14 protein-coding genes and 1 tRNA gene are annotated in these 25,455 nt (G+C 58.7%); 7 read left to right on the top strand and 8 right to left on the bottom strand.

Features of this window, described 5'->3' with window-relative positions; translation table 11 throughout:
* Positions 1-56 precede the first annotated feature (56 nt).
* On the bottom strand, positions 57-2,504 hold the full coding sequence (locus VMY05_02465; protein ID HUV29943.1) for a hypothetical protein: 2,448 nt from the start codon (positions 2,502-2,504) through the stop codon (positions 57-59).
* A gap of 235 nt (positions 2,505-2,739) precedes the next feature.
* Between VMY05_02465 and VMY05_02460 the strand changes: the two genes are divergently transcribed.
* From VMY05_02460 to VMY05_02450, 3 genes are all read left to right on the top strand, one after another.
* Positions 2,740-5,025: a hypothetical protein gene (locus VMY05_02460; protein ID HUV29942.1), complete on the top strand. Its 2,286-nt coding sequence runs from the start codon at positions 2,740-2,742 to the stop codon at positions 5,023-5,025.
* A 114-nt stretch (positions 5,026-5,139) separates the two neighbouring features.
* Positions 5,140-5,223, top strand: a tRNA-Leu gene (locus VMY05_02455).
* Between the two features lie 319 nt (positions 5,224-5,542).
* Complete coding sequence (locus VMY05_02450; GenBank protein ID HUV29941.1) at positions 5,543-7,108, top strand: radical SAM protein; 1,566 nt, start codon at positions 5,543-5,545, stop codon at positions 7,106-7,108.
* A gap of 140 nt (positions 7,109-7,248) precedes the next feature.
* Here the strand turns inward: VMY05_02450 and VMY05_02445 are convergent, their stop codons facing one another.
* Positions 7,249-7,539, bottom strand: a complete 291-nt coding sequence (locus VMY05_02445) for an RNA-binding protein (protein ID HUV29940.1) — start codon at positions 7,537-7,539, stop codon at positions 7,249-7,251.
* Positions 7,540-8,025: 486 nt separating this feature from the next.
* Here VMY05_02445 and VMY05_02440 point away from each other — a divergent pair, with 486 nt between their 5' ends.
* A complete protein-coding gene (locus tag VMY05_02440) occupies positions 8,026-9,681 on the top strand; it encodes an FG-GAP-like repeat-containing protein (protein HUV29939.1) in 1,656 nt (551 codons plus the stop codon).
* Positions 9,682-9,717: 36 nt separating this feature from the next.
* Here the strand turns inward: VMY05_02440 and VMY05_02435 are convergent, their stop codons facing one another.
* The 5 genes from VMY05_02435 to VMY05_02415 all read right to left on the bottom strand — a co-directional run bounded on the left by VMY05_02435 (position 9,718) and on the right by VMY05_02415 (position 16,525).
* Complete coding sequence (locus VMY05_02435) at positions 9,718-10,245, bottom strand: hypothetical protein (protein HUV29938.1); 528 nt, start codon at positions 10,243-10,245, stop codon at positions 9,718-9,720.
* Positions 10,246-10,429: 184 nt separating this feature from the next.
* Positions 10,430-11,527, bottom strand: coding sequence for a hypothetical protein (locus VMY05_02430; protein HUV29937.1), 1,098 nt, complete (start codon positions 11,525-11,527; stop codon positions 10,430-10,432).
* A 29-nt stretch (positions 11,528-11,556) separates the two neighbouring features.
* Entirely contained in the window at positions 11,557-12,561 is a 1,005-nt protein-coding gene (locus tag VMY05_02425) for a hypothetical protein (GenBank protein ID HUV29936.1), read from the bottom strand.
* A gap of 354 nt (positions 12,562-12,915) precedes the next feature.
* A complete protein-coding gene (locus VMY05_02420; protein HUV29935.1) occupies positions 12,916-14,712 on the bottom strand; it encodes an ABC transporter ATP-binding protein in 1,797 nt (598 codons plus the stop codon).
* Positions 14,705-16,525, bottom strand: coding sequence for an ABC transporter ATP-binding protein (locus VMY05_02415; GenBank protein ID HUV29934.1), 1,821 nt, complete (start codon positions 16,523-16,525; stop codon positions 14,705-14,707). Before VMY05_02415 ends, VMY05_02420 begins: the two co-directional genes overlap by 8 nt.
* Positions 16,526-16,971: 446 nt before the next feature.
* On the opposite strand from VMY05_02415, the gene VMY05_02410 reads away from it, so the two are divergent.
* On the top strand, positions 16,972-17,349 hold the full coding sequence (locus VMY05_02410; protein ID HUV29933.1) for a response regulator: 378 nt from the start codon (positions 16,972-16,974) through the stop codon (positions 17,347-17,349).
* Positions 17,350-17,457: 108 nt separating this feature from the next.
* Positions 17,458-19,809: an ABC transporter substrate binding protein gene (locus tag VMY05_02405; GenBank protein ID HUV29932.1), complete on the top strand. Its 2,352-nt coding sequence runs from the start codon at positions 17,458-17,460 to the stop codon at positions 19,807-19,809.
* 53 nt (positions 19,810-19,862) lie between these two features.
* On the opposite strand, the gene VMY05_02400 is transcribed toward VMY05_02405, so the two are convergent.
* Complete coding sequence (locus VMY05_02400) at positions 19,863-20,510, bottom strand: CDP-alcohol phosphatidyltransferase family protein (GenBank protein ID HUV29931.1); 648 nt, start codon at positions 20,508-20,510, stop codon at positions 19,863-19,865.
* A gap of 357 nt (positions 20,511-20,867) precedes the next feature.
* On the opposite strand from VMY05_02400, the gene VMY05_02395 reads away from it, so the two are divergent.
* Positions 20,868-25,235 carry a M6 family metalloprotease domain-containing protein gene (locus VMY05_02395; protein HUV29930.1) on the top strand — a complete coding sequence of 1,456 codons (4,368 nt, stop codon included), beginning with the start codon at positions 20,868-20,870 and terminating at the stop codon, positions 25,233-25,235.
* Positions 25,236-25,455 lie beyond the last annotated feature (220 nt).

Below are 25,455 nucleotides of genomic sequence, written 5' to 3'. Positions count from 1 at the left end.
CAGCACGCCGCTCCAGCCGGAGCGGCTTTTTTTTATTCCCCTTTTGACCGGAGCGTTCAGAGACTGTGGCCCGGCCGGGCTTTGCGCCGGAGCGACTGAAGGCCATTCAGGACCAGGACGGCAAGGACAATCAGCAAACCGGCCAGGGTCAGCGCCTTGCCGAGTTCGTACATGGACGAGTAGTACGTGAAGACCACCTTTCGGCTGCCGGCGGGCACTTCTACGGCCCGAAAGGCGCCGTAGGCCATGTAGATCCTGCGCTCGACGCCGTCGACAAACGCGTGCCAGGCGTCGTAATACGTATCGGTGAGAACCAGCAGTTTGTTGGTGGTGCAACTTACGCTGACTTCGACGGAATCAATCCCCCGGTGCGTGACCCGTGCCCACGAGGTGTCGTCCGGCTGCGGTGACACGGCCAGCTCCGGTTCCTCTTCGAGGTACACGATTTCGCGAAGATTCTCCTGTCCCAGGATAACTTCATGGTAGACGTGCTTCCTGGTGGGCATCACTTCGTACCGGCTGACCAGATAGGCCAGAGGAAAGGCGTTCCTGTTTTCAAGCACTACGTACCTTTCGAACCTGCCTATCGTGTCAAGCGGAACAGGCCCCATCGTGTCTGGCGGCAGGATATCAGAGGCTCGACAGACGATATAGCGTGTTCCGGTGAGGTTAATCACCCGTGGATGAAAGTAGTTCCAGCCGCTGTATTCACCAATGAAACCGTGGTACCAGACGGGTTCCTTCCCATGAACGCCGATGTGACTTTCGATTCCATAGTAACCCAGTTGGAAGGCATGGTGACAACTGCCGAACCCGGTCGTGCGCCCCCAGACATCCTGATCGGCGATGATCTCCGCGAGCGGCAGACCAACAGAAAACCTGTCCTGGTTAAAAAGGCGAATGAATCGTCGGTCGAAACTGCTATCGGCAACGATGACGACAACGGGTATGAGCCAGAGGAGGTGTTTCAGACGGCTGCCCTTCAGCGAAGCATGGATGAGCAGAGCGCCCAGCCCCACGAAGAATGTCGCCAGCCACAGGCCGTGTTTGAGATTCGGCAGGTTGGCGACGGCCTTCGACCATTTCGCCGGCGTTGCCTCGTCGGTCGGGATGATGGAGGGATGGAAAACCTTGCTGTAGCCCATGAGCATGTCTTCGCCGAACAGGCTGAAGAGCACCGTTGCCGCCAGGAGGATCACGGGTACACCCCAGAGGACTATCGGGAAGGCCCTGCCGATGCGGCGGCGCTCGGGTGAGCGCCCTTCGCGGACGGATTGTACTGCCAAACCTGACAGCACGGCGACACTGAAGACGAAGATGAAGGCGCTTGTCGAGGGGGCTTCCATGGCGTCCGCATACGGGACAACTGCTATCACCAGTCTCAGCAGGGGAGTGGCGGGCCCCATCGCATACAGGAACGTCGCCACTGCCAGTCCTCCCCAGAAGTACTTGCGCCTGCGGCCCCTGGTGAGAAAGGCAAGCAGGGCGACAAACAGGGTCACCGTCCCGACGCTCTCGGAGTTGTCCTTGAACGCGGCCTTGCCCCAGTAGCGGCGGGGACCGTTTCTATCGTCAAGGCCGCAGAATTCGGGTACGATTTGCGAAAACGCCTCCTCGGCGCGCAGCGAGAACAGGCTGGCGTACTTGTATCCTTTGGACGACGTGGCGCGGGGTGTGTGGTTCGGGATGTAGGTGTAGCTGGGCAGAAACTGGACCGCGGAGACGCATAGCCCCAGGGCCACGGCTGCCACCACCAGTGCCGTGCCGGCCGCCGACGCCCGAATCGACCGCGACCGGAGGTACAATCCAACCAGTTTATAGACCGAGTAGATGACGATGAACCAGAGGACATAATAAGCCATCTGAAGGTGCGGGGTAAGGATGATGATACCATACACCAGCCCGAGCATGGCGGCGTCCAGGATGCGCCGACGCTCGAACAAACGGTCAAGAAACAGCACCACGAGGGGAAAAAAGGCGGCCGAATACAGCTTGCCATCGTGACCGGCCGCAACCCAGCTTATCAGGCAGGGAGCAAGGGCGTACGATAGTCCGGCCATGGCCGCTCCCAGTTTGGACAGGCGGAGTTGGCGGGCGGCAAGGTACGTGAAAACGCCGGCGAGGAAATAATGAAGTATGAAATTGTACCCGATCATGCGGAACATGTTGCCGCAGAAGTCGATAATCGTGAGCGGGTAAAGCGCGCCGCCGTGGATGGCGTCGACAAAGGGCAGACCGCAGAGGATGTAGGGATTCCACGGCGGTATGCCCCCGTGCGCCACGAAGTAGTCCCTCAGCAGTGTTCTGTGGAATATGCCGTAACTCAGGATGTCATTGCCAAACAGCATCCGGTCCGAGATGATAAATTTCCAGAAAAGGACAACCAGCGTGACGGCCAGACCTGCGCAATAGAGAAGAAAAAAGTGCCTGGACTCTTCAGGATCGAAACGCCACATTGTTCTCAGTCCCTTCCTGCCGGTCAGGCGCCCCCGCCCGGTTTTCATCGGGCACGGATCGGTCCGTCACCCGACGAAGCTCATGCACCCGTCGTCTCCTGCGACCTGTGTAAGGCAGGTGCAGAGGATGTGTCAATCCCGGTTGCTGAGATGCACAAGGATATACACGGCGGGCCCCCATGTCAACATTATCCACGCCGTTGCCGCCATTCGGCGGAAGTTTTGGTTTGACTCCGTGCGCTGAGACGGGTTATTATAGCTGGTCATAGAGGCGTGCACTCAGATGAAACTCTCAGCGCGAACAAGATCACTCCTGCCGGCTGCCGGCATTCTGGTGCTGTTTGCCGTCTTCGCGGTCTTTCTCTTTGCTCGTTCGTTTCCGGCCAGGCGGTTCACCGAAAACGGCTTGATTTACGACCTGATCTGGATGGATGCCTGGGCGGTGATGTTCTTTGCGGCTGTCATTGCCGTCTGGGTGGCCCGGTTGCGCTGGCGGGCCAGGGTCCTGATCCTTCTTGGCTGCTTGTCAGTGTACGGCGTTATCGAAATGGCTCTCATGTATGCCGGTACGCCATACAACCTGTACGGCTTCCTCGGGGATCAATTGTTCCGGCACGCCATGATTGTCAAGTTCGTGCGGTTTATCATACCCGGTGACTACTACTATAAGAGCCTGCCGGTTTTCTATCCGCCCGTCTACTATTACCTGCTGTCCCTGTACGCGCGTCTCTTCTCGGTCGAGGCCTACAAGATGCTCAAGATCGGCAGTATGCTGATCTACTTCGTCGGCCCGTTTCTTCTCTATTGGTTCTGGCGCAAGCTGGTCGGCCCTCTCCAGGCGTTTCTGATCACGCTCGGCAACTTTCTTGTCTGTTCGTTCGGCATTCCCTATGTCCAGTCGGTGCCGCATGCGTTTCTGGCCAACAGTTTGTTTATCCCCTGGTGGCTGTTCTATATCGAGCGGGTGAAAAACACCAGGACATCGTGGCAATTCTATCTCACGGGGGGGATAATCGGCGCGGTCATCTTCTCGACTTACTTCTATCCGTTCTTCATCGGCGGTTTCCTGCTGCTTGCCCGGCTTGTGCTGGGTCCATTCTGGAAGTACGTGAACGGCGGGCGCGGATTCAGATGGAAGTCGGCTCTCGGCGTCCTGGTCGTAGCCGCAATCCTCTCTATGCCGTACTGGCTTCCGGTGGTCGTGTCCATAGCGCAGTACGGGATAGATCGTTCGCGGGGCGGCTGGCACCATCTCGGCTGTACCGGCGTGATCGTGAAATACATGGAGTTTTCAGTGCCCGGCCTGCTGTTTCTGGGAGCGATTGTCTATGCATTGCGACGGTACACCGCGCCTCTTTGGCGCGGGCTTCTGCTCCTGCTGGGTTCGGTTGTGTTTTTCCTGCTTGTAGGATCTGTCCTTGGAGCCCTCACCCTGCCCGTCAATCTCATCAAGGCCAAGGACTTCGTCCACCTTCTCTGGGGGCCGTTTGTCGGCCTGGCCGCGGCCGGCGTGATTCGACGCGCACGGCTCTTCTCAAAAGCCCGCATCGTGGTGCCCGTGCTGCTGTCGCTGGTGTTGCTTGTATTCCTCCACAATATCAATGGGTTGGGAAACGAGAAGATGGTTCGTGTAGCCAGGGAATCGGTCGTGCCGACGTGGGGCACTGATGCGTCTGAAATGGCTGCACGGGCCGGGACGGTCTTCCTGACGGGCCATTACGAGTTCACCTCGTTTTACCCGGTCTACACCTTTATCGCCACCAGTGAGCTGTATTCTCATCCGGCCGCGCGGTTCGCGCAGCGCTACGAACTGCTGGGCATCCTCCAGGGGTTCAGCGACCCGTATATCTTCCACACTGTGCTGAGGCATAATATTTTTGATCCTGTTAACTACTACATGCCTCGCAGGAAGGATTCCCTGTTCCTGGTCCAGATCAACTGGAGCAATTATCCCGACCGCTTTACCACAAGGTACCTTCAGTACGATACGATGGTCGTGTCCGACACCGCCCTGTTTGTCAACCGGCCCGGGATGAACCTCTATGAAGTTGTCGATCCGGGCGGGCCGCCGGCGGACAGGCAATACAACTTCACCGGCATGAGTGTCGCCGACAGTCTGCTGTTTCTGGCCCGGGTGAGGGCAGTCACGCCGTTTCTTGATTCGGTCGGGCAGCGCCTGCTGGGCGGGTATGTGAACGTCGACCGGGCCGGTTGGCACGAGGTCCCCATACCGGGCGGTGCTCACGCCTACCAGAAGCAGATAGAGTTGCGCTCGTGCGTCTATACCAGCGTCGGCGACTCGACGTACTTCGTGATGAATTTCCTCGCCCGGGAGGACGTGGCGACGACGTATCGGGTGTTCCTGCACCTGTTTGAAGGCGGTCAGAGGAGCAACCGCGATTTCTGGCCGGAGCGACCCACCTCCACGTGGAAGAAGCTGGAGAGCGCCTTGTGTGTCCGTGCGGTACCTCGATTGGGTGATGAGTTCACTTTCTCGACCGGCTTTTTCCGCGGTGAAAACCGGCTCGGAGAAGCTTTTGACGGCCGCAGCGCGGCCGATACGCTCTGACTGCGATCCGGTGAATCCGGCCGCCGCAACTCCGCCGCCATGACTTTGGACCAACCGTGAAAATCTGCTTGCCCGTGCAGCCAAACCGATTATCTTAGATAACGTCATTGAGATGCCGAAGTGGTGAAACTGGTAGACGCGCTGCGTTCAGGGCGCAGTTCTCGCAAGGGAGTGGGGGTTCGAGTCCCCCCTTCGGCATTTATAGCCTGTTTTATCGCAACGACTTAACGCTGATTCGTCCCTGCGGCCCAACCGGCTCCTTGACAAACCTTACAGCGGGTGTATTTTCTATGGATAGATGGGTTGGCGATGCAAGTACAATCACTCAGTCCCCGTAGTTCGGCATTGGGCATCTCGGGTCCTGTGGGCGTCGTCGATCGATTCAGTCGGAACTGCAGGCTGACTCTAGGGCATCTCCTCGGTTAAGTTAAGGTGGTTTTAATTGCAGAAGCATCTTGCGACCGTGGCGTGGTCCACATGGTCGTGCCAGTAGTAGTCAACGTAGGAGCCAAGTAATGTGAGAAAGCTCTCCATCGGTATTATCGATCTCATTGCCAAAGCCCCGACGCGGACCATGTGGATGCGTGTCATGGGTGCGAACTTCGTCAGTATCATGCCTCAGGTCATTGCCACGTGGTGCGAAGAACAGGGCCATGAAGTCACGTTGGTCACATATACGGGTCGGGAGAATCTGGTCGAGGAACTGCCGGGCAAGGTTGACCTCGTTTTTGTCAGTTCATTCACCGAAGCGGCTTTGCTGTCCTACGCCCTCAGTAACTTGTTCCGATCGCGAGGTGCGGTCACTGCCATTGGCGGACCGCATGCCCGTTGCTACCCGCAGGACGCTCAGAAGTACTTTGACTATGTGCTCGGGTTCACAGATAAAGCCATGATTCTGGATGTCCTGGGGGATTGCGCCCGCCACCGACCCGTTGGTTTGCACCTTTCAGCCGATCATCATCCGACCCGGCTGCCGGGCGTGAGCGAGCGCTGGAAATTCATAGAGCAGAGTATCAGCAAGGCGCCTTTCATTAAGATAGTGCCCCTCTTGAGCAGCCTGGGTTGTCCGTATTCCTGTGACTTCTGTATCGATTCCACTGTGCCCTATCAGCCATTGGATCCTGATGCGATGAAAGAAGACCTGCGTTTTCTGCTGGGCAGGTTGAAGCGCCCCCGGGTGGCGTGGCACGACCCTAACTTCGGGGTCCGCTTCGATCTTTGCATGGATGCCATTGAGGAAGCGGTACCACCGGGTCGTATCGATTTCATTGCCGAATCTACGCTGTCTCTGCTTTCGGAGTCCCGTGTGAAGCGACTGAAGCGCAATGGTTTCAAGGCGCTGCTGCCGGGCATAGAGTCGTGGTTTGAGATGGGCAAGAAGTCAAAGACCGGGAAGACGACGGGGATGGATAAGGTTATAAAGGTTTCCGATCATGTCAACATGATCCTGCGACATATCCCGTATGTGCAAACCAATCATATATTTGGACTCGACAGCGACGAAGGATCGGCGCCGTTCGAACTCACCAAGCGGTTCCTGGACCTTAGTCCGGGGGCTTTTCCGGCCTATTCTATGCTCTCGGCGTTTGGACAGGCGGCGCCACTGAATCTGGAATTTCAGCGAGCTAATCGGGTGCTGCCGTTCCCATTTCACTTTCTCAGCAACATCCAGATGAACATCAAGCCGAAAAACTACTCGTGGCTGGAGTTTTATGATCTTCTCATTGATGTCACGAAGTACTCGTATTCCCCCCGCCTGATATTTCGACGGTTCCTGGCAAACGGAGAGACAATTCCAAGGTGGCTGAATGTCGTTCGCGGGTTCTCATCAGAACGCTATGGCCGAGTCAAGTACTTTACCCAGATACGGCGGCAACTGAACTCCGACCGGCAGTTCCGGCGTTTCTTCGAACAAGAGACAACGGAGATCCCTGGATTCTTTGTGGAGAGGATACGCACGGATCTCGGCGAGTTTTGGGATTGGCTGCCGGAGGGAGCAATACACCACGATCCCAACGCCTATCTCTTGTCGGTGGAGAAGGCCTGTTCCTCCCTCAGCATTCCACGTACCGGCGTTGCCTGATGCTTGAGACGGCGTTCGGCTTTTCGCACGCTGACAGCCGTGTCGAGAACCACAGAATATGAAAAGGAGACCGTCCAGAGGCCGGTCTCCTTCAAAATCAAGCCCGTGAAAGAGTTCTCACGGGTCTCATTGCGTCGCCGTTAGTACGACTTGCGGTAGCCATTGCCACCGCTGCGGTTGCCGCCTTGGGCGCGTGGCTTTGCTTCGTTGACATTCAACGCGCGTCCATTCAGATCCTGGCCGTTCAGGCCGCTGATGGCAGCGATAGCCTCGCTCTTAGCAGACATCTCGACAAACGCGAAGCCTCTCGGCTCGCCGCTGTACTTGTCCGTAATGATGTTGATCGTTGAGACTTCACCATAACCCTCGAAGGCCTGGCGTAACTGAGCTTCTGTCGTGTCAAACGACATGTTTCCGATGTAGATATTCACTCTACACTCCATTGTTGCTTATCCCGAAGTGAACTGCGATCCGAAAGATCAGGTACTTCAAGATAAATGACATCTTGCGCGTAATTGCGCGATCCGTTCGAGATTACGCTTTAGCGGAGAGTTGTAGATTAGGACAAGACTACGATAAAGGTCGAACTCAAATGAATGCTAACAAAACACTATACCCTTTCATTCGACAAAAACCTACGATTATTTATGCAGAACACAGTTTATTTTTCGGCTGCCTCTCACTGAGATCAGGGAAAACGGTCACAACATGGTCACAACAGGGTGTAAGCCCTTGTGCCACAAGGCGAGTCCGGGGTTCGAGTCCCCCCTTCGGCATTTATAGCCCGTTTTATCCCAACGACTTAAAAGCCGACCTGTCCGTGCGGCCTGACCGGCTGCTTGACAAATCTCGCGGTTGGTATATTATGTATGGGTAGAGGGGTTGACGCTCCGGGCTAAGCGAGCGGGGGAGTTATGTTGCGATACTTCGTACTGGTACTTTTTCTGATTCCTGTTGGCAATCTGTCATTTTCGGCTGAGGCGCCCGTGGTTGTGGCCACCTCGCCGGGTCAGAACGAGTTGAACGTGCCAGCCGGGACTGCTATCTCGGTGACCTTTGATGTGGACATGGACGAGTCGACGATGACCGACACGACCTTTGTGGTGCACGGCCGCTGTACGGGATTGCATATGGGAGTGTTAAGCTACGAGGGTTCGAGCAGGACAGTCCTGTTTGAGCCGTTTGCAGGCTTTGCGGTGGGTGAGGTGATGACGGTGGTGTTGACGGCCGGTATCAGGTCGCTGGCAGGAGAGCCGCCGGAGCGCTCCTATATCTGGTCATTCACAGTGGCGGTGGCTGGTGGTGCCGGCACCTTTGCCCCCTATGTCGATTATGCCGCTAGCCATGGAGATCACTACTCAGTACTGGCGGCGGATCTTGATGCTGATGGTGATCTGGATTTGGTCACCGCCAATATGAACTTCTCGACGATTGCGGTTCTCTGGAACCGTGGCGATGGAGTGTTCACTTCTGATTCGCTCTATCTACCTCTGTTTTGGCCGGTGTCGTTGAGTGCGGCCGATCTCGACCATGATGGGGATCTCGATCTGGCGGTTGGTGGTCACCCCGATCAGATTGCGGTGTTGCTGAACGACGGGAGTGGAGATTTCTCATTCCACTGGTCTTGTACTGTGGATTATGCGCCTGCAAGCGTGTTAGCGGCCGATCTTAATGGCGACGGGCATCTCGACCTGGCGACGTGCGCCATTGATTCGAACACGGTGTCGGTACTGCTGAACGCGGGCGGTGCGGTTTTCAATGGACCGTTCGAATATGCGGTTGGTGATCATCCGATATCCGTGGTGGCAGCTGATCTTGATAATGACGGTGACGTGGATCTGGCGACGGCCAATTCGAACTCCCGCAATGTGTCGGTTCTGCTGAACCAGGGCGACGCTACCTTTGCACCCCATACCGTTTATCCAGTTGAAAGCATGGCTTATCCGTATTGGGGTCTGGCGGGGGATCTCGATGGTGACGGAGACGTGGACCTGGCCACAGTGAGTGCCGCAGGTGTGTCTGTTATTTTGAACAGCGGATCTGGGACCTTTGGGTCGCCGTTGACTTATCTCGCAGATTGTAGTGGCTGGCAATGCCAGGCAGGGGATCTTGACGGCGATGGTGACCTTGATGTGGTCGCGCCGAATAGTTGGGACCGGAGTGTGTCTGTTCTATTGAATAACGGGGATGGCACACTGGGTCCGGCGTCGTTCTATCCGGTTGGCGAATACGTTGCGAATCACTCGATCTGTGCAGCTGATCTCGACAGTGACGGAGATCTGGATCTCGCGTCTGGAAGCGATGGGGGCGACAAGATCTCTGTTCTGTTCAACCAGGCTGGTTGCTGTGTGAGGGTGGCGGGCAACGTCGACGGTTCGCACGATGACGCTGTGGATATCGGTGATCTGACGTACCTGATCCGCTACCTTCTCATCCCGCCCCCGACACCACCGGCCTGTATGGAAGAAGCGAACGTTGACGGTGACCCGGGCGGCGTCATCGACGTCGGTGACCTGACGGCGTTGATCGATTACCTGTTCATCAGCGCCACGCCGCCGGCGGCGTGTCAATAATCCAGAAGGCGGTCAGACTTTCACAATCGTGCCGGGTTACGATTGCTGAACCTGTTCGGTCCTGCCGTCCCTGCCGCGGATCGTGAAGGCGGCGCCGATGATCAAAACCAGCACCGGAACGGGGGCGCTTTTCCAGACGTTGTGAAGCCCGATCTGAATCAGGATGAACAGCAGGAAACTGAAACAGAAAAGGAAGAGAAGCGGGACCAGTCTTGAAAGACCGAAAAGCCTGCCCGAGGCGCCAGACTTCTGCGCGGCTGAATAATGCTCTAAACCATACCTCGACAGGATCAGTTCGGCAGCGCCCAAGTGTCCCCTGGCGACACTCTCGAGCCCGAGGCAGAGGAAGAACCCGAACAGGGCGATGACCGCGAGGAAACCGACAAGAGGCCGGTTGGCGGCATTGAAGAGAGCACCGCCGTTTACAGCCAGGGCACCGGCGCACAGGAAGACAAAGACGATCGCAAAATACACCCTCAGGTTGTCCGCGTGCCTGGCCTGTGAGCAGTGCTGTTCGTAGATGGCGCGAACAAGATCGCGCCTGTCGTTTCCAATCCCATCCATTGCGGTACCTCGCTCCTGTGTGTTCACGCGACCGATCTGTGCGTGCAACATCCAAAGCTACGTGACTGTCTCTCTGAAGGCAAAACCTTTCCTGTGTGATGCGGCGGTCAGGGGCCGTAAAAAGGCGGGCGGAGACTGATCTCCGCCCGCCGCATGGTCGAAGTTATGTCACCCGGACCGGCCGTTACCAGCCCAGTTTGAGCCTTACGGCATAATTGTAGTCGCCGTCGCGGCCGGGGGCGTCGCCGCGTTCGATGCCGTAGATGGCGCCGTCGAGAGCAAAGGAGCCGAGGTTGAGACCGGCCCCGATTGACGGGTATCCCTGACCCATGCCAGCGCGTGCGGCCAGCACCGACCCGATATCCACCTGCCCGCCGAAGTTGAGCTTGTTTAACACGTTCTCACCTTTGTGGAAAAAGAAGTCGTTCCAATCCGCGGCCAGGAGAATTCGTTTCATGACTCTCCACGAGGCGCCGATGTTGACAAGCATGGGGGGTTTTTCGCCGTCAATATCCGCCAGCAGGTCGACCACTTTGGCGCCGAGATCGACCTGGCCGGGGATCAGTTCGTACAGGAGCCCGATGTCCAGGCCGAAACCGGCCTTGGAGTCCTCGATCAGGGTGTCCAGGGTCGTTCCCAGGTCGGCGTCGGAAGCCGACAGCCTGAGTTCCTGTATCTCATACCGCTTGATGATCTTAAGCGCGGCCCCCCCGTAAAGGTTGTTGGGGATCATGCCGAGCGAGAGCAGCCTGGACAGGTTGATAGCCGCCCCGCCGGTGAGCACGAAATCGGCGACGCCGTCGATGTAAATGCGCGGTTCGAAGATTCCTTTGTCGGCCTTGAACTCAACATCGGAGGCGCCGTAGATACCGACGGCGTAGTTCGGGACGGTCAGGCCGAGCAGCGGGTAGGCGCCGAACCCCATCCAGTTGTCATCGTACGGTGCGAGGCCGTCGAGCAGCTTGTCCTGCTCCTCCTTGGTGGTATCGAGGAAGTTGTCAAACACTTCCTGGTTGTCGCTGTAGAACTTGAGCATGTCGGTAACGTCTTTACCGAGGCGGAGCTGGACGTTGACAATGTCAAGTCGGAACTTGGCCCTGGCCAGCATGGCCGGGTTGTACATGACGGCGCTGAAGTCCTCGAAGGTCGTGACGCCGGCGCCACCCATTCCCAGGGCGCGCACGTCAATGAAATGCACATTGCGTGCGGACCCGGCATAAACAGCTCCCGTAACCACTACCAGGACCAAAAAGGTCGCAACAGCAATTCGTTTCCATGGCATAGCATTATCTCCTATAATCCAACCGGGGCCTAAAATATATACCAGCCGTTGCTGTCTTCGTCAATCCGGCCGTCGAGGTCGTTGTCCACGCCGTCGACGACTTCTTCATCGATGCGGGTGTCAGCGTCGTTGTCGATGCCGTCGGCCACCCTGTACCAGTGGGCGGTGAGGACTACTTCCTCGAGCAAATCATCGATTTCGGCAGGGTCCAGTCCAAAATCCTTCGTCAGGATGTCCGTAATAATGTCTCTGGACTCAGCGATGATGATGGCGGCGCTGTCGACCAGGGTGTTGAAGGCCGTTATCAGGTCCGGGTCGATAGGCAGCGGGTCCTGCGGCATCATCCCGGCCGGCGGGTTCAGGTTCGGTCTTGGGGACGCCGAGGCGCCGGCGGAATACTCGGGCAGATTCAATATCATAAAGCCGTGATTGCTCCGGTATTCGATGCGCAGGTTGAAATCGTCGGCGTCGATTTTGCCGTCCCCGTTCGTGTCCCGGAAAAACAGGATGCCCCTGATTCCCGCTGCCACGGCCAGGTCCAGGTCAATGTCATCACCGGAAAACGGCCCGGTCGTCTGGCCTTTGTGAATGGGTTTCAGATCGTCGTAGACGGTAGTGACCGCCCCTAACAACCGGCTGGCGTCGCCTTCCGGCCAGCCGGAACCGGTGAAGGGAAGCAGGTCATCGTTGCCGAAATCGCTCTCGGACATCGTTTCGCCGAGGTTAAGGGAGTTGAATCCGGATGCGTGGATGGTCGCCTTGGCGTGGTAGTAGCGCGCCTCCGAGTTGTCCGGTTCCTCCTCGAGCGCCTGCGCGAACTTGGATGCCGCAAGATCATACTCGGCGTCGCGCATATGCTCCCGGCCCTCTTCAATAAGCGACTCAGCACTCTCCTTGTCCGTCCAGCTGAAAATGTTGCAGCCGCCGGCAACCATCAGAACCAGAAGCAAGGGTGCCGCGAGATAGAGCAGTTTTGAGTTCATGTGATCTTCCTCTCTTAGCTGAGTGATATGCTCATGTTCAATCTGCTTCATCGAATTCTATACGCCAAAGACCGGTGGGTGGATGAATCCAGAAGGTGACCCGGGAGGTCACCTCTGGAATACGGCACCAAAACGGTCGTTCCCCGTTTGGATTGTCTGACGGCGATGTCCTGGGACACTACCGGCTCGAAATCTTCAAGGTTGCTGCAGACGGTGACCCCTGTTCCCGAAGTCTTACCTGGATGCCACCGGGGTCTGCTGGCTGAGAATAAGCGTAATTGCCCGCGCTCTGTCAAGCGGTTTCGGAGCCGCCGATGCGGACGGCAAACCGAGACATCCCGTGTGATGACAGGCGGGGACCGATCCCGGGCGCATGGTTCGCCCGGGATCGGTCCGAGACTGCGATCAGCTGACCACCTCTTCTTCGAGCACGTACCGTCTGTACATGGAAGTGTACGGCCCATTGGCGGTGATCAGCTCGTCGTGGGTGCCCGCTTCGGCCAGGCGGCCGCCCTCGAGCACGAAAATCCTGTCGGCCCGTTGCAGCGTGTCCGGGCGGTGGGTAATCAGCACGGCGGTCAGGCCGGGCATCACCTCGTGCAGCCTGTCCCAGAGGGCGGCCTCGGTGCGCGAGTCGAGCGCCGAAGTGCAGTCATCAAGGATGAGGATTCTCGGCTTGCCCACCAGGGCCCGGGCGAGGGCCAGACGCTGTTTTTGTCCGCCCGAAATCGACATCCCGCGCACGCCGATTTCCGTCTCGATACCTTTCGGGAACTCCGCGAGCTCGGCCTTCAACTGCACGACGTCGAGGGCCCACTCGATCACGGCATCGGATATTTCCTTGCGGCCGAAGACGATGTTGTTCCGGATAGTGTCGCTGAACAGGATCGGTTCCTGCGGCACAAACCCGATGTTCCGGCGAAGCTCGTCAAGCCGGTACTCCCGCAGGTCGCGCCCGTCAAGCCTCACGCCGCCGCCCGTGCAGTCGACCAGCCGGGGAATGAGGTTGACCAGCCAGGTCTTGCCCGAACCGATCTTGCCCACGAGGGCGACGGTGCTGCCCGCCTGTACGGCCAGGGATACGTCGGCGAGGATAGTGCGCGGCGAACCCGGGAACGAGAACGAGACGTCGTTCAAGACAAGGTCTCCCTTGACGGGGCCGTGACCGTCTCCGTTGTCGGTGTCGGTCACCATCGGCGGGACCTTTTCCAGTTCTATCAGGCGGTTGATTGACACCGCCGACTGCCGTGACTTGACCAGGAACTGGCCGATATCGAACATCGGGAATATGAGCCACACGATGTAGTAAATGAAGGTGGCCAGGTCACCGACCGATAGGTCAGCGAGCAACACCCGGTAGCCGCCAGCGATCAGCACGATCACCACGCCGAACTGCCAGATGTAGTTGTACAGAGTGTCCACGACCCGCGTCACCTTGACGGCGTCGATTTCCGCCTGTCGACGATCTCGGGCCGCTCCTTCATACTTGAGCTTCTGGGCAGCTTCCCGAACGTACGCCTTTACGACCCTGATGCCTGAGAAGCAGGCCTCCATGATGTCGTTGAACTTCGATATCCGCTTCTGGAGGTGATCGTATCTTCTGTCCAGCAGCGACGAGCTGACGAAGAAGACGACAATGAGGACCGGCAGGGGGCCGGTCGTCCACAGCGTCAGGTCCGGATCGATAGTGATCATCGCGGCGACGACGAAGCCGATGTACAGGAGGGCTTCGTAGGTTCTGAAAATGCCGGAACAGGCGAACCAGGAGAGCTTCTCGGCAACGTCGTCGGTCATCCTGGTCACGAGGTCGCCGGTGCGGAACCGGTTGAAGAAATCCGGTCCCTTGTGGGTGACGCGATCAAAGGCGTCCTGCCGGAAGCGCCATTCCAGCCTGAGGTTCATCCAGGCCCGGCAGGACTGGAAGTAGACGTACAGCACGCACGAGGCCAGACCCAGGGCAACAAATCCGATGGCAAAGGCGGCGCTGGCGGAGACGCCGAACCTTTCGCCCAGCCGGCCGAGCAACTGGGCCAGCCAGTGGTCCGGGATCGCACCGGTTTTGAGGTAGTCGATGGTAAACCCGAACATCCTGGGGATCGTCACGGTGATGGCCGCCTGTATGGGGGTGAACAGGATCAGCACGGTGATGATGCCGGGATGATGCCGGTAGTATCGCCACAACCATTTAGTTTTCTCACGCATTCGCACTTACTCCCCGTTTATTCTTGAACTGGAGATGGAACAGTTTCGAGTAGTACCCGTCCTGGAGTATCAACTCCGTGTGTGTTCCGCGCTCCACAATCTCACCGTGCCGGATGACCAGGATCTGGTCAACATCGAGTATCGTCGACAGCCGGTGAGCGATTATCAGAGACGTGCGGTCCGACATCAGCCTTCTGAGCGACGACTGAATGGTCCGCTCCGTTTCCGGATCGACCGAACTTGTGGCCTCGTCGAGGATCAGCAGGTCCGGATCGAAGGCCAGCGCCCGGGCGAACGAAAGCAGCTGTCGCTCGCCCCGGCTGAAATTGGCGCCCTTTTCGGACACCTCGCTACGGTATCCATCCGGCAGGCGTCGTATCACGGCGTCGGCCTCGACCGTTTTCGCAGCTTGCTCGATGTCCTCAAGCGTGATGTCGTCGGCTTCCAGGCCGATGTTCGAAATCACGTCGCCCGGGAACAGGATGATGTCCTGCAGCACCAGGGCAAAGCGGCGGCGCAAATCGGCGATCCTGATGTTGCGGATGTCGATGCCGTCCACCGTTATGCGCCCCTGCTGCGGGTCGTACAGGCGCAGCAGCAACGAGATGATAGTGCTCTTGCCGCCGCCCGTGACACCGGCCAGCGCCACCCGCTGACCGACCTGTATTTCGAAACTGACGTCCCGGAGAATCCAGTTATCATCGCCGGTGTATGAAAACCAGACGTTTTCGAAGCGAATGGCTTCCTTAAGGCCGTCCCACGTTTCGGGCCCGGCCGGGTCGGTTAGTTTGGGTCTGATTTGCAGCAGACCGAAGATGCGCCGGCCTCCCGCGATTCCCTTCTGAAAGTTGCCCAGTTGTTCGGCGGTCCGCGCGATGGGGTCGAACTCTTTCCATACCATCAGGACGAAGAATACGATGGTGCCGGGGCTCACGCCCCAGAGCACGCCCAGAAAGAGAACGGCGCCGATCTTGACGTAATTAAGGAAAGAGAGAAGGTTGAAAAATACGCAGACCGCGATGTTTGCGTAGGCGTCCTCTGAGAACTTGGCCTCGTTGGCCCGCCATACCTTCTGCCGGGCCCAGCGGCCGCGATGAAAAATCTGCACTATCGACATTCCGTGGATGAACTCGGTCAGCGTTGCCGTGACCTCGGCCATCTTCTTGCGCACCTCGAGAAAGCGGTGTGTCGTCACCCGGTGAAACACCCACACCAGGAAAGCCAGGGAAGGCAACGTGAGCAGAAGAACCGCGGCCAGCCGCCATTCGGTGACGAACATGACCCCATAGATGCCGATCATCAGCAACACGTCTCCCGCGACCAGGACCACGGTATTGGTGAATAACAGGCGCAGCGCCTCGGTGTCTGATTCGACGCGCGCCATCAGCCGGCCAACCGGGTTGCTGTCAAAAAACGAAATATCCAGCGACAGGATATGGTCAAAGAGTCGCCGCTTGAGGTCGAGCATGATGTCCTGTCCGATAATCTCCAGCTTGACGTACTGGAAGTACTGCAGGACAACGGAGACCAGTTGCATCGCGAATATGGCCAGGCCGAGCAGCAACAGTCCGGTGAATTCCCGCTCGGCGGCCGGTAACTCCAACTGGCCCGTGATGGGTCCGTCGATAGCCCGCTGTATCAGCAGGGGCCAGGCGATGGACAGAACGATCACGCCTATCAGCAAGGCCAGGCAGAAGGCGAGGCGCGACACGTGCTTACGTAGATATGGGATCAGCCCGCTGAACGCCTGCCTGGAACTTACCTCTTTTTCCGATTGCCCCGGTTTTTCGTCTTCGTAAAACGCGCTAACCATGGTCTTGTCTATTCCTTAATTCCAGTAGTTGGTTCCGGTTTGACCGGCGCAGGTGTAAAAAAACCCGCCGGGCCTTGTGAGCGCAGCGGGTGAAAACCGGTATCGTGAAAAAAATCACAAGATACGCATTCCCACCCCGCCGCGGAACAGATTGATAGGCTGCACAATTGCCCATCTGAGTCTGCCGATCATGAACATCAAGTCCTCCCGGTTTTCCGCTTACGGTTTGTGCGTATCTTAGTGCAGCATACGTCAATCGAAGTCTTGGGTTGCAAAAAGTATCGGCAATTCCGGGCTAAATGTCAACTATTTATTTGCCGGGCCGGGCCAAAGACGGGTAAAGCAACCGGGATTGCCGCCGAATTATTCGGGTACGGGTCTGCCTGACCGTATCGGACTGTCACCCGCCAGGAGGCTGAGATGAGAGACACCATGCTGAGGACGAAATGACGATACTGGTCGTGGACGATGAAGAGCTGATCCGCACGCTTTCACAGCGGATCCTCGTGCGGGCCGGTCACGAGGTGCTTCTGGCGGAATCCGGCAAGGCCGGCTTGCAGGCTTTGCACCGCGATCCCGCAGCCATCGATCTCGTCGTTGTGGATATGAGCATGGCGGATCTCTCGGGGACCGACTTGCTGCGTGAAATGCGCAGGATGCGGCCGGACCTGCGAGCCATCATTTCATCCGGGCGACGGGTGGAGGAACTGAAGCTGCCTGAAGATCTGGTGCCGAACACGTTGTTTCTGCAAAAGCCGTACCGGCCGCAGGAACTGATCCGGCGTGTGCAGGCGGCCACGGGCTGCGTGCGCGACGTTTCCTGATTCAAACTCACTCCGGCCGTTCCTGCCGAAGAATTCTCTTTTTAATCCCCGGTTCGTTGCATATCATTCGTCCCGTTGGCGTTTCTGGGGACAAGGAGTCTGCTTGCTGTGAAATGGTCACTGGTGCTTTTCCTCGCAACGCTCAGTTCTCTGGCGGGCTCGACCTGCTCGCAGGACAAACCGCCGGAGAAGGTCGTAACGGTGGGCTTTATCGAAGGGGGCGAGTATCCCGATCACGCCGTATTTCGCGATCTGTTTACCGCTGAGTTGCAGCGGCTGGTCCCTGAGGGATTGAAGGCGGTGACAGTGCCGCAGGGATTCAAGTCGGCCGGATGGAGGCGCGACACGTGCCGCTCCATGGCCGCCGAAATCGCCGGTGATACCTCTGTTCACATGGTGGTGGCCCTGGGTCCGTGGGTGGTGGAAGACCTTCTGGCGGCGGGCTGTCAGAAGCCGATCATTGCCGCGTACCGCTTCGATCCCGTTCTGGAAGGACTTGTCGATGCGCGCGGCCGGCCCATAGTCGATAACCTTACCCTGCGAGTCCGCCCCGACAAGTTGAAGAATGACCTTGCTCTCCTGGCCGGTCTTCTGCCCGTCAAAGAGCTGGCATTCCTGTACTTCCCGTCCGGCGACGAGACCGAGCGCGTGCTGGCCGAGGTTCGAAGGCTGGCGGCCGACCTCGGCTTCAGCGTGGTCACTGCCGAGGGGTACGACAATTACGGCACCTTTGCATACTTCAAGGCGTACGGTGCCCTGGCCGAGAGGGTCGATGCGCTTTACGTCCCGCCGCTGTGGGGATTCACGCCGGTCAAGATCAATCAGTTTTATGCCAGGACGAACCGCGAGCGAGTTCCGGTCATGTCCGCGTCGGGGCGACTGCACGTCGAACGGGGAGCCCTGGTATCGGGTAACGGCGAATCCATTCGCGCCAACGCATACTTCCATGCCTGGAAGACGGTCAGGATTATGCAGGGAGAGACGCCGGCCGACTTGCCCGTGGTGTTCCCCGAGCAGACAGGGATCGTCGTGAATGGATCCACGGCCCGATTGTACGGCCTGGAACTGCCCGCCGGTCTGAGGTTCGATGCCGTGCGCGTGGAGATTCCGCAGGGGGAAGATTCTCTCGCCATCGATCTTCCCTCGGCTATTGACCAGGCGCTCACACTGTACCCCGGATACCTGGCCAGGCATGAAGCCCTCCAGGCTGCGGCGGCCCGGGCGCGGCGCGCATACTCAGAGTATCTTCCGCAAGTCGGCCTTACCGGATCGATTACATATTTCGATGATAACGCCGTGCACAATCGTTTCGGGGAGATCGACAACGAGAGCTACCGGCTCGGGCTGACGCTTGAGCAGTCTCTGCTGTCGCTTGAGACGATCAGGACAATCGAACTGGCCGCCGAAGAAAGAAAGCTGAGCGAGATTTCCCGCGATCAGGCGGGGCTCGACCTGGAATTCGCCGTGACGACGGCCTACGTCGGTTTTCTCCGTGCCTGGGGAGTGCTGGCCGCGCGGCAGGAATACCGGGATCGGATCGACGAGATACTGCAATTGGCCCGCACGCGTGAGTTTCTCGGCATCCAGGACCATTTCGAGGTTCTCCGCTGGCAGGATGAACACCTCAGGGCAACCCAGGCCCTGATTGGGGCCGAGGCCGACCTGGGTATAGCCCGTGTGGTGCTGAACATCTTACTCAACCAGCCGGGGAACACGCCTATCGTTCCGGACAGCGCGCTGTTTTCTCAGGAGCGTCTGGTGGCCGAATACGTGCAACTGCTCCTGCCCATGGGCACCAGGTCGGCCGAAGAACGCAGCCAGGATTTCCTTGTCCGGCAGGCGCTGGCAGAGAATCCGGCCTTACGCCGGCTCGGTGTCAACATCGACATTCAGCATGTCCGGGTCTCGCGCAACCGGGCCAGGTGGTACCCGCGCGTCGGTTTCCGGGCAACTCTGCAGTACGCGGACGAGCTGGCCGAATCGCCCTCTTTTCAGGAAGAATCCAGCCAATGGTCGGTAGGTGCGTTTTTCGATCTGCCTTTGTTCGAGGGCGCTGACCGGTGGCACGAACGGCGCATGCTGACCGCGGAACTGGGCCGGGTCGAGAATGAGAAGGATGAGGCCATCTTGAACGTGATCAGCCGGGTCCGGACGGAGATGCTGCGGTTTGGCGGGCTGTTGGCGAGACTGCCGTTCGCCGATGAGTCATGGAGACTTGCAGCGGACCACTCCCGCCAGGCGGCGGACGGTTATGCCTCCGGCCGCCGAACGTACATCGAGGTGCTCGAAGCCCAGCGGAGCTATCTGGATGCCCGGTTGACGATGCTGGAGACACGGCACGATTACTGCGAGTCGGCCGCACGGCTGGTCAGGGCCGTTGGCTGGTCGGCGCACGCGCATGGCCGGACGCCCGGGCAGGAACTGGCCAAGCGCCTGGCTGCTCCCGACTCCGGCCGTTAGGCCCGACACGTTCACCTGCCACCGGCCTCACCGAGCGATTCAGCGCGGCGCGCCTATGAAATCACTTCCAGGAACAGCTTGACTACGTAAACCGCTCCGAGGGTCAGGGAGAGAGCAATGCGGAGGATTCTCAGTGACCGGCGATCCCGACCGGACGGCATCGACTCTCCGCGACAGGCGCGCACGAACACGAAAGCGTAGCCGATCAGGGAGAGCGCGATCAGGGCAAGGGCCACGGCAGTGCTTAGCAGGATTCCGAATTCAAACCGAATAACGTAGCTTCCGATGAGGACCACCACGGCGCCGAAGGCATATTTCCCGGCTATGTTGGAGGGAAGCGGTAGGTGTCGTCTCCTGAGCAGGAGCAATCCAAAGATGAGAATCAGCAGGTCTCGCCCGACCACAATACCGGCCAGCCAGACGGGCAGGCCGCGGTAGAGTATCAGACAGACGACCAGCCAGGCGGCCAATATCTTGTCGGCAACCGGGTCAAGCGCAATTCCCAGGCTGGTTACCTGACCGTATCGTCGGGCGAAGTATCCGTCGAGGCCGTCGGTAATGCCGGCGAGGATCAGCAAGGCAACGGCTATGGCCGTGCCGGTGCCGTCATCGCGGCTGAGACCGTAGCAGATAAACGGCGCCAGCCCTATGCGCGACAGGCTCAGAAGGTTCGGTATCCTGAAAATCTCTGCTGGCAACATGTCCTCGACCCCGTCCCGATGGCTCCCGGAGTTTTCTCAACGGTAGGCAAAATGGTTGCTCTAATCAAGTCCGTGGTTGTCCGCCGGGAACAGATGTGCCTTGCGTCTGGTTGACACTATGACGGGCCCCGTCGCAGAGTCTGCGACTTCCGGCGTCGCAGAATCGATGAGACGGCGGTGCTCATATTTTGCACAATGGACCCGGGTGGCCGCTCGCGGACATTCCGGGCCTGAGAAGCGGTTTGCCCGTAAGGGAATGATTGACATACGGTGCGAAAATCGTATATTTCAGTGGAGAAGCGACTGCGACTTTACCCGTACACGAATACCCCAAGTATAACCATTCTTGGAGCTGTTATGAAAAGACATATGATCAAGGTAGCCATTTTGTCTGCGCTTGCCCTGCTGGTGTCGGCCCAGACCTCCCGGGCCGTAGCGCCCACTAAGGAAGCAATCCGGCAATGGATTGCAGAGGGCGTTTACCATGAGAAGCTGAGTAACTGGGCCGCGTTCAAGGCGGCGGGCGGCTGTGCGCCGAATGAACATTCGCCTCTCGAGACACTTCGGGCTCTTCCCGGTGCGGCTCGTGGCACAAGCGCGGTCGACACGATAAACGTCATCGTGATTCTGGCCGAGTTCACTGACTGGCTGGCGTCCGATCAGAACGTTGCGGGCACGCTTTCAGGTTTCGACTCGCTGCTGTTTTCTGACCGCGACACAGACCCGGTCTTTAACCCGACCGGTTCGATGACGGACTACTACTTTGAAATCTCATACGGCACGGTTTATATCCGGGGGGACGTCTTCGGTTGGTACATGATGCCGAAGACGTACGAGTACTATGTCGGCACCGATGACGGCCTTAGCCGGAGCGGCGAACTTGCCGGGGCGGCGGTTGACGCCGCGGAAGCGGCCGGGGTGGATTTCTCACCGTATGCCAACGGTGATCAGTGGGTTGACGGAGTGATCGTGGTTCATTCCGGGGCGGGGGCCGAGACCGGAGCTTACGGCATCTGGTCGCATATGTCGTCTATGCCGCAGCGCTACTACGACGGGGTTGCAATAAACCTGTATACGATGAACCCGGAAGAACAGGGGATCGGCCTGACCTCGATGGGTGTCTTCTGTCACGAATGGGGCCACATTCTGGGGCTTGCTGATCTTTACGACTTGAATTCGGACAGCCCGGGTGACGGTCTTGGTGACTGGTCGCTCATGGCGGGCGGGAGCTGGAACGGCAACGGCCAGACGCCGGCACATCCCGATGCCTTCACCAGGGCGCAGGCGGGGTTTGTTGACATCGTGTGGCTCGAGAGTAACCTCTATCAGGTAGAGCTGCCTCAGGTTGAGCATAATCGGGTTGTATACGGTATGAAGGATGATCCTCTGGGGCCGTCCCCCCAGTACTGGCTGGTCGAGAACCGGCAGCGAGTGGGTTTTGACGCGGAACTGCCCGGGGCGGGCCTGTGCATCTACCACGTGGATGAAGCGGTTCCGGTTCAGAATAATCGCTTCCGTTACCGGGTGGCGCTGGAGCAGGCGGATGGTCGCAATGACCTGACCTACACCGGCGGCAGCGACGCCGGTGACTCCTGGCCCGGCTCAACGAATAATCGGGACTTCCACGATCAGTCCGTGCCCGACTCGAAAAACAATTTCGGTGTGACTACGGAAGTCGGCGTCCAGATGATATCCAATTCCGATTCGCTCATGTACGCCGATCTGGACGTGTACTTCTCCCGCACCTGGGTGGAGCTGTCAGCGGGGGATTCGCTGGTCTTTCTGGACCCTGTCCCGGGCGGCGACGGTAACGGCGTCCTCGAGGCCGGCGAGACCGTCGAGTTCTACGGCAGCGTCATAAACAGGATGCGCGAAGCATACACGCCCCTGATCCATCTGGCCGTCGACGTCGATGGGGTTGCCTTCATTGAGAATGACGTTCCGCTCGGCGGTTCTCTCCTGACCGGCGTGGACGTCGGGAACATAACTCCGATCACGTTCTCCCTGCCGGTGGATTTTGAGTCGATCATCGCGCGGTTTACCCTGACGGTCACGGCGGATTCCGTTATGGGGGAACACGACAGCACGTTTGTCACCGGCTTTGAGTTCGATCAATCGCTCGGTGCTCCGCAAGTGCTGATCGTCGACGACGACAACGGGCAGACGCTCGATCAACGATTCTCCACCGGCCTTACGGATCTGCGCCTGCCCAGTGAAACGTGGGACAAGAGCATTTCGTCCCCCACCGGCGGTGACCTGCTGGCATACAGGTCCGTCATCTGGCATACCGGTAAGAACGACGGCAGCGGGGGATCCATCACGGCCGGCGACGTCGCCGCCCTGACCGAGTTCCTTGACGGCGGGGGCAGCCTGTTCCTTTCGAGCCTGACGGCGGCCTCGCAGTTGCATACACTCGATTCCGCCTTTATGGCCGACTACCTTCACGCCACGCTGGCCGGCACCAACAAGTTCGGCCTGGGTTTCATGGGTATCGACGGCAATGAGGTTACCGACGGTTCGGCCTTCACATATTACGGTAACGCACCGATCAACCCGATGCACGACGTCCTGGACGCGTACACCGGCGGCCAGGAGGCGTTTTATCTGGCCGATGAATACGGAAGCGGCAACTTCGGCGATTGTGCCGTCACGTATTCGGGCGCCTACCGTACCGTCTTTGCCACTTTCGGAGCAGAATTCATCAGTGAAGGAAACGAGTACCTCGGATTTCAGCACCGCGATACGCTGCTCAGCCGGGTCCTGGACTTCTTCAATCGCACCTACCCGTACGTGAGCACTGTCTTTGTGGAGGGAGACGACGTCAGCCAGATTGTGGATCACACTCCGACGTTCGGGTGGTCGGTCATAGATACCGGTTCCCTGGCACAGACTGAGTACGAGCTTGAGGTCGGCAGCGATAACGAATGGACGACGGCGGAGATGTGGGCGCCGGGCGTGACCGCATCGGCCGACACTTTTGTCGCTTACGCAGGAGCACCGCTCCTGGACGGCGAGACGTACTACGCGCGTTTGCGGGCGAGCAACGGCACCCTGTGGTCCGAATGGTCATCAACCTCGCTGCACATGAATACGCTGCCGCTGGCACCGCAACTGGCAAGCCCGTCGGACGGCCGGTTTACCGGTAACCCGCCGCCGCTTTTTGTGTGGGGCGGTTCGGACGCGGAGAGCACCTCCCTGTGGTACCAGTTCGAAGTATACAGCGACGAAGGCCTCGGCAGTGTGGTGACGACCTCGCCGGACGTCGGGGAAACCGCGGATTCGACGGCATGGCTGGTGGACGTGACCCTGGATGAGTTGGCCCGGTACTGGTGGCGGGCACGAACGAGCGACGGCGCAGAATACTCCGCCTGGTCGGATTCGGGCACGTTCGTGGTCAACTCGGCCTACGAGCCTCCGACCGGCACGCTCATAGTGCCGTCCATGTCGGAGGCGCCGTGCGACACGTCGTGCCTGGTGCAGCCGTTCGTGGTCCAGGCGTCCAAACCGCTGACGAAGGCGACGATCCCGCTGCGGATACCGGACGATGTCGAGATCTGTGAGGTGTCGTTCGACGGTCTGATCACCGAATCGTGGGATCTCAGCACGGCCGTGATCGAGTCTGACTCCGCTTTTCTCGTGGTCAGGCTGGACAACAGTCTCGGCTACCAGTTGGATCTGGACACGCCGGCGGTGTTGTTCGAGGTGCACTTCACGGCGCCGATACCATGTATGACAAGTGAGTTCGTGTCGTGGGATACGGCGCGGTACGACGTGTCGACTGACGTGCTGAGTTTTACGGACACGATGGAGACGTTCGGTCCGGAGTTCGACGTCGGGCAGGACTCTACCGAGATTGTCGGGTACACCCCGGGTGAGGTGGACAAGGAGGCAAGCGTTGATATCGGTGACCTGACGTTCATGATTGCGTACCTGTTCATAGATGGAGAGGCGCCGTGCAATTTTGACGCGGCCGACATGAACAGCGATTGTGTAGGACCGGACATCGGCGACCTGACGTACCTGATTCAGTACCTTTTCGTTGAAGGCGCGGACCCGTTGTGCGGGTGCGTGGTCGCGGGCGCTCCGGCTGCACCGCAGATCAGCCCCGACATTACCGTTCAGGCCGTGCAGGAAGGCGGGTACACGGAGGTAGTCCTCAATTCGTCCGTCGAGTTACGCGGGGTTCAGCTCGAGTTGTCAGGCTCGGGCGGCGATGTTCCCGTGAACCTGCAGCCGGGCACGCTTGATCTCGTGGCCGGCCGGCCGGGCAATCCGCTGAATCTGGCGGTCCTCGACCTCGACGGCCCGCACGTAATCAAAGCCGGTTCGGTCAGGCTGCTGCGTCTTGAAGGAGACTACGAAATTGTCTCCGGCCTGGTCTCCGATCTTGCCCACAGGGTGCTCACGCCGTCGATTGCCACCGCGGCGGATGGACCCGACCTCCCCGATACCTATGGACTTTCACAGAACTATCCGAATCCGTTCAACCCGTCGACGGATATCACCTTCGCCCTGCCCGTTCCCAGCCGAGTCAAGCTGGAGGTCTTCAACATCCTGGGTCAGGAGGTGGTCACCCTGGTCGACGAGGCCCGTCAGGCCGGCTATCATACGATCACATGGGACGGCGCCTCCGGGCAGGGACACCAGGTGGCCAGCGGTGTCTACTTCTATCGTCTGGTGACGGACGAATTCTCGCAGACGAAGAAGATGATTCTGCTGAAGTAAGTGTGCCTGCGAGAGAATTTCAGGGAGCAGCCGAGAAGGCTGCTCCTTTTTTTTGGCATCGCGGCATGCGCGACGGCCGAAGATGCCGACCTGCGCCAAGACAGGGCCTTGTTACCGCCAGCCAGAAAATAGTTGACTCCGGTGTCTAATTTTGTATGTTTAGAGGGCAGGGAGAATTCGACCTTACTCATCACTCCGGCAGTTGAAATACAACTGCCTT

The sequence above is a fragment of the Acidobacteriota bacterium genome (genome assembly GCA_035529075.1).
In the GTDB taxonomy this organism is placed as follows: domain Bacteria; phylum Zixibacteria; class MSB-5A5; order GN15; family FEB-12; genus DATKXK01.
This window is presented reverse-complemented; position numbering and strand designations above follow the sequence as displayed.

What these genes read in the sequence shown, in the direction of transcription:
- VMY05_02465 (HUV29943.1), bottom strand. Translation starts at nt 2,504, where the DNA reads ATGAAAACCGGGCGGGGGCGCCTGACCGGCAGGAAGGGACTGAGAACA.
- VMY05_02460 (HUV29942.1), top strand. Translation starts at nt 2,740, where the DNA reads ATGAAACTCTCAGCGCGAACAAGATCACTCCTGCCGGCTGCCGGCATT.
- VMY05_02435 (HUV29938.1), bottom strand. Translation starts at nt 10,245, where the DNA reads ATGGATGGGATTGGAAACGACAGGCGCGATCTTGTTCGCGCCATCTAC.
- VMY05_02430 (HUV29937.1), bottom strand. Translation starts at nt 11,527, where the DNA reads ATGCCATGGAAACGAATTGCTGTTGCGACCTTTTTGGTCCTGGTAGTG.
- VMY05_02425 (HUV29936.1), bottom strand. Translation starts at nt 12,561, where the DNA reads ATGAAGCAGATTGAACATGAGCATATCACTCAGCTAAGAGAGGAAGAT.
- VMY05_02420 (HUV29935.1), bottom strand. Translation starts at nt 14,712, where the DNA reads ATGCGTGAGAAAACTAAATGGTTGTGGCGATACTACCGGCATCATCCC.
- VMY05_02415 (HUV29934.1), bottom strand. Translation starts at nt 16,525, where the DNA reads ATGGTTAGCGCGTTTTACGAAGACGAAAAACCGGGGCAATCGGAAAAA.
- VMY05_02410 (HUV29933.1), top strand. Translation starts at nt 16,972, where the DNA reads ATGACGATACTGGTCGTGGACGATGAAGAGCTGATCCGCACGCTTTCA.
- VMY05_02400 (HUV29931.1), bottom strand. Translation starts at nt 20,510, where the DNA reads ATGTTGCCAGCAGAGATTTTCAGGATACCGAACCTTCTGAGCCTGTCG.
- VMY05_02395 (HUV29930.1), top strand. Translation starts at nt 20,868, where the DNA reads ATGAAAAGACATATGATCAAGGTAGCCATTTTGTCTGCGCTTGCCCTG.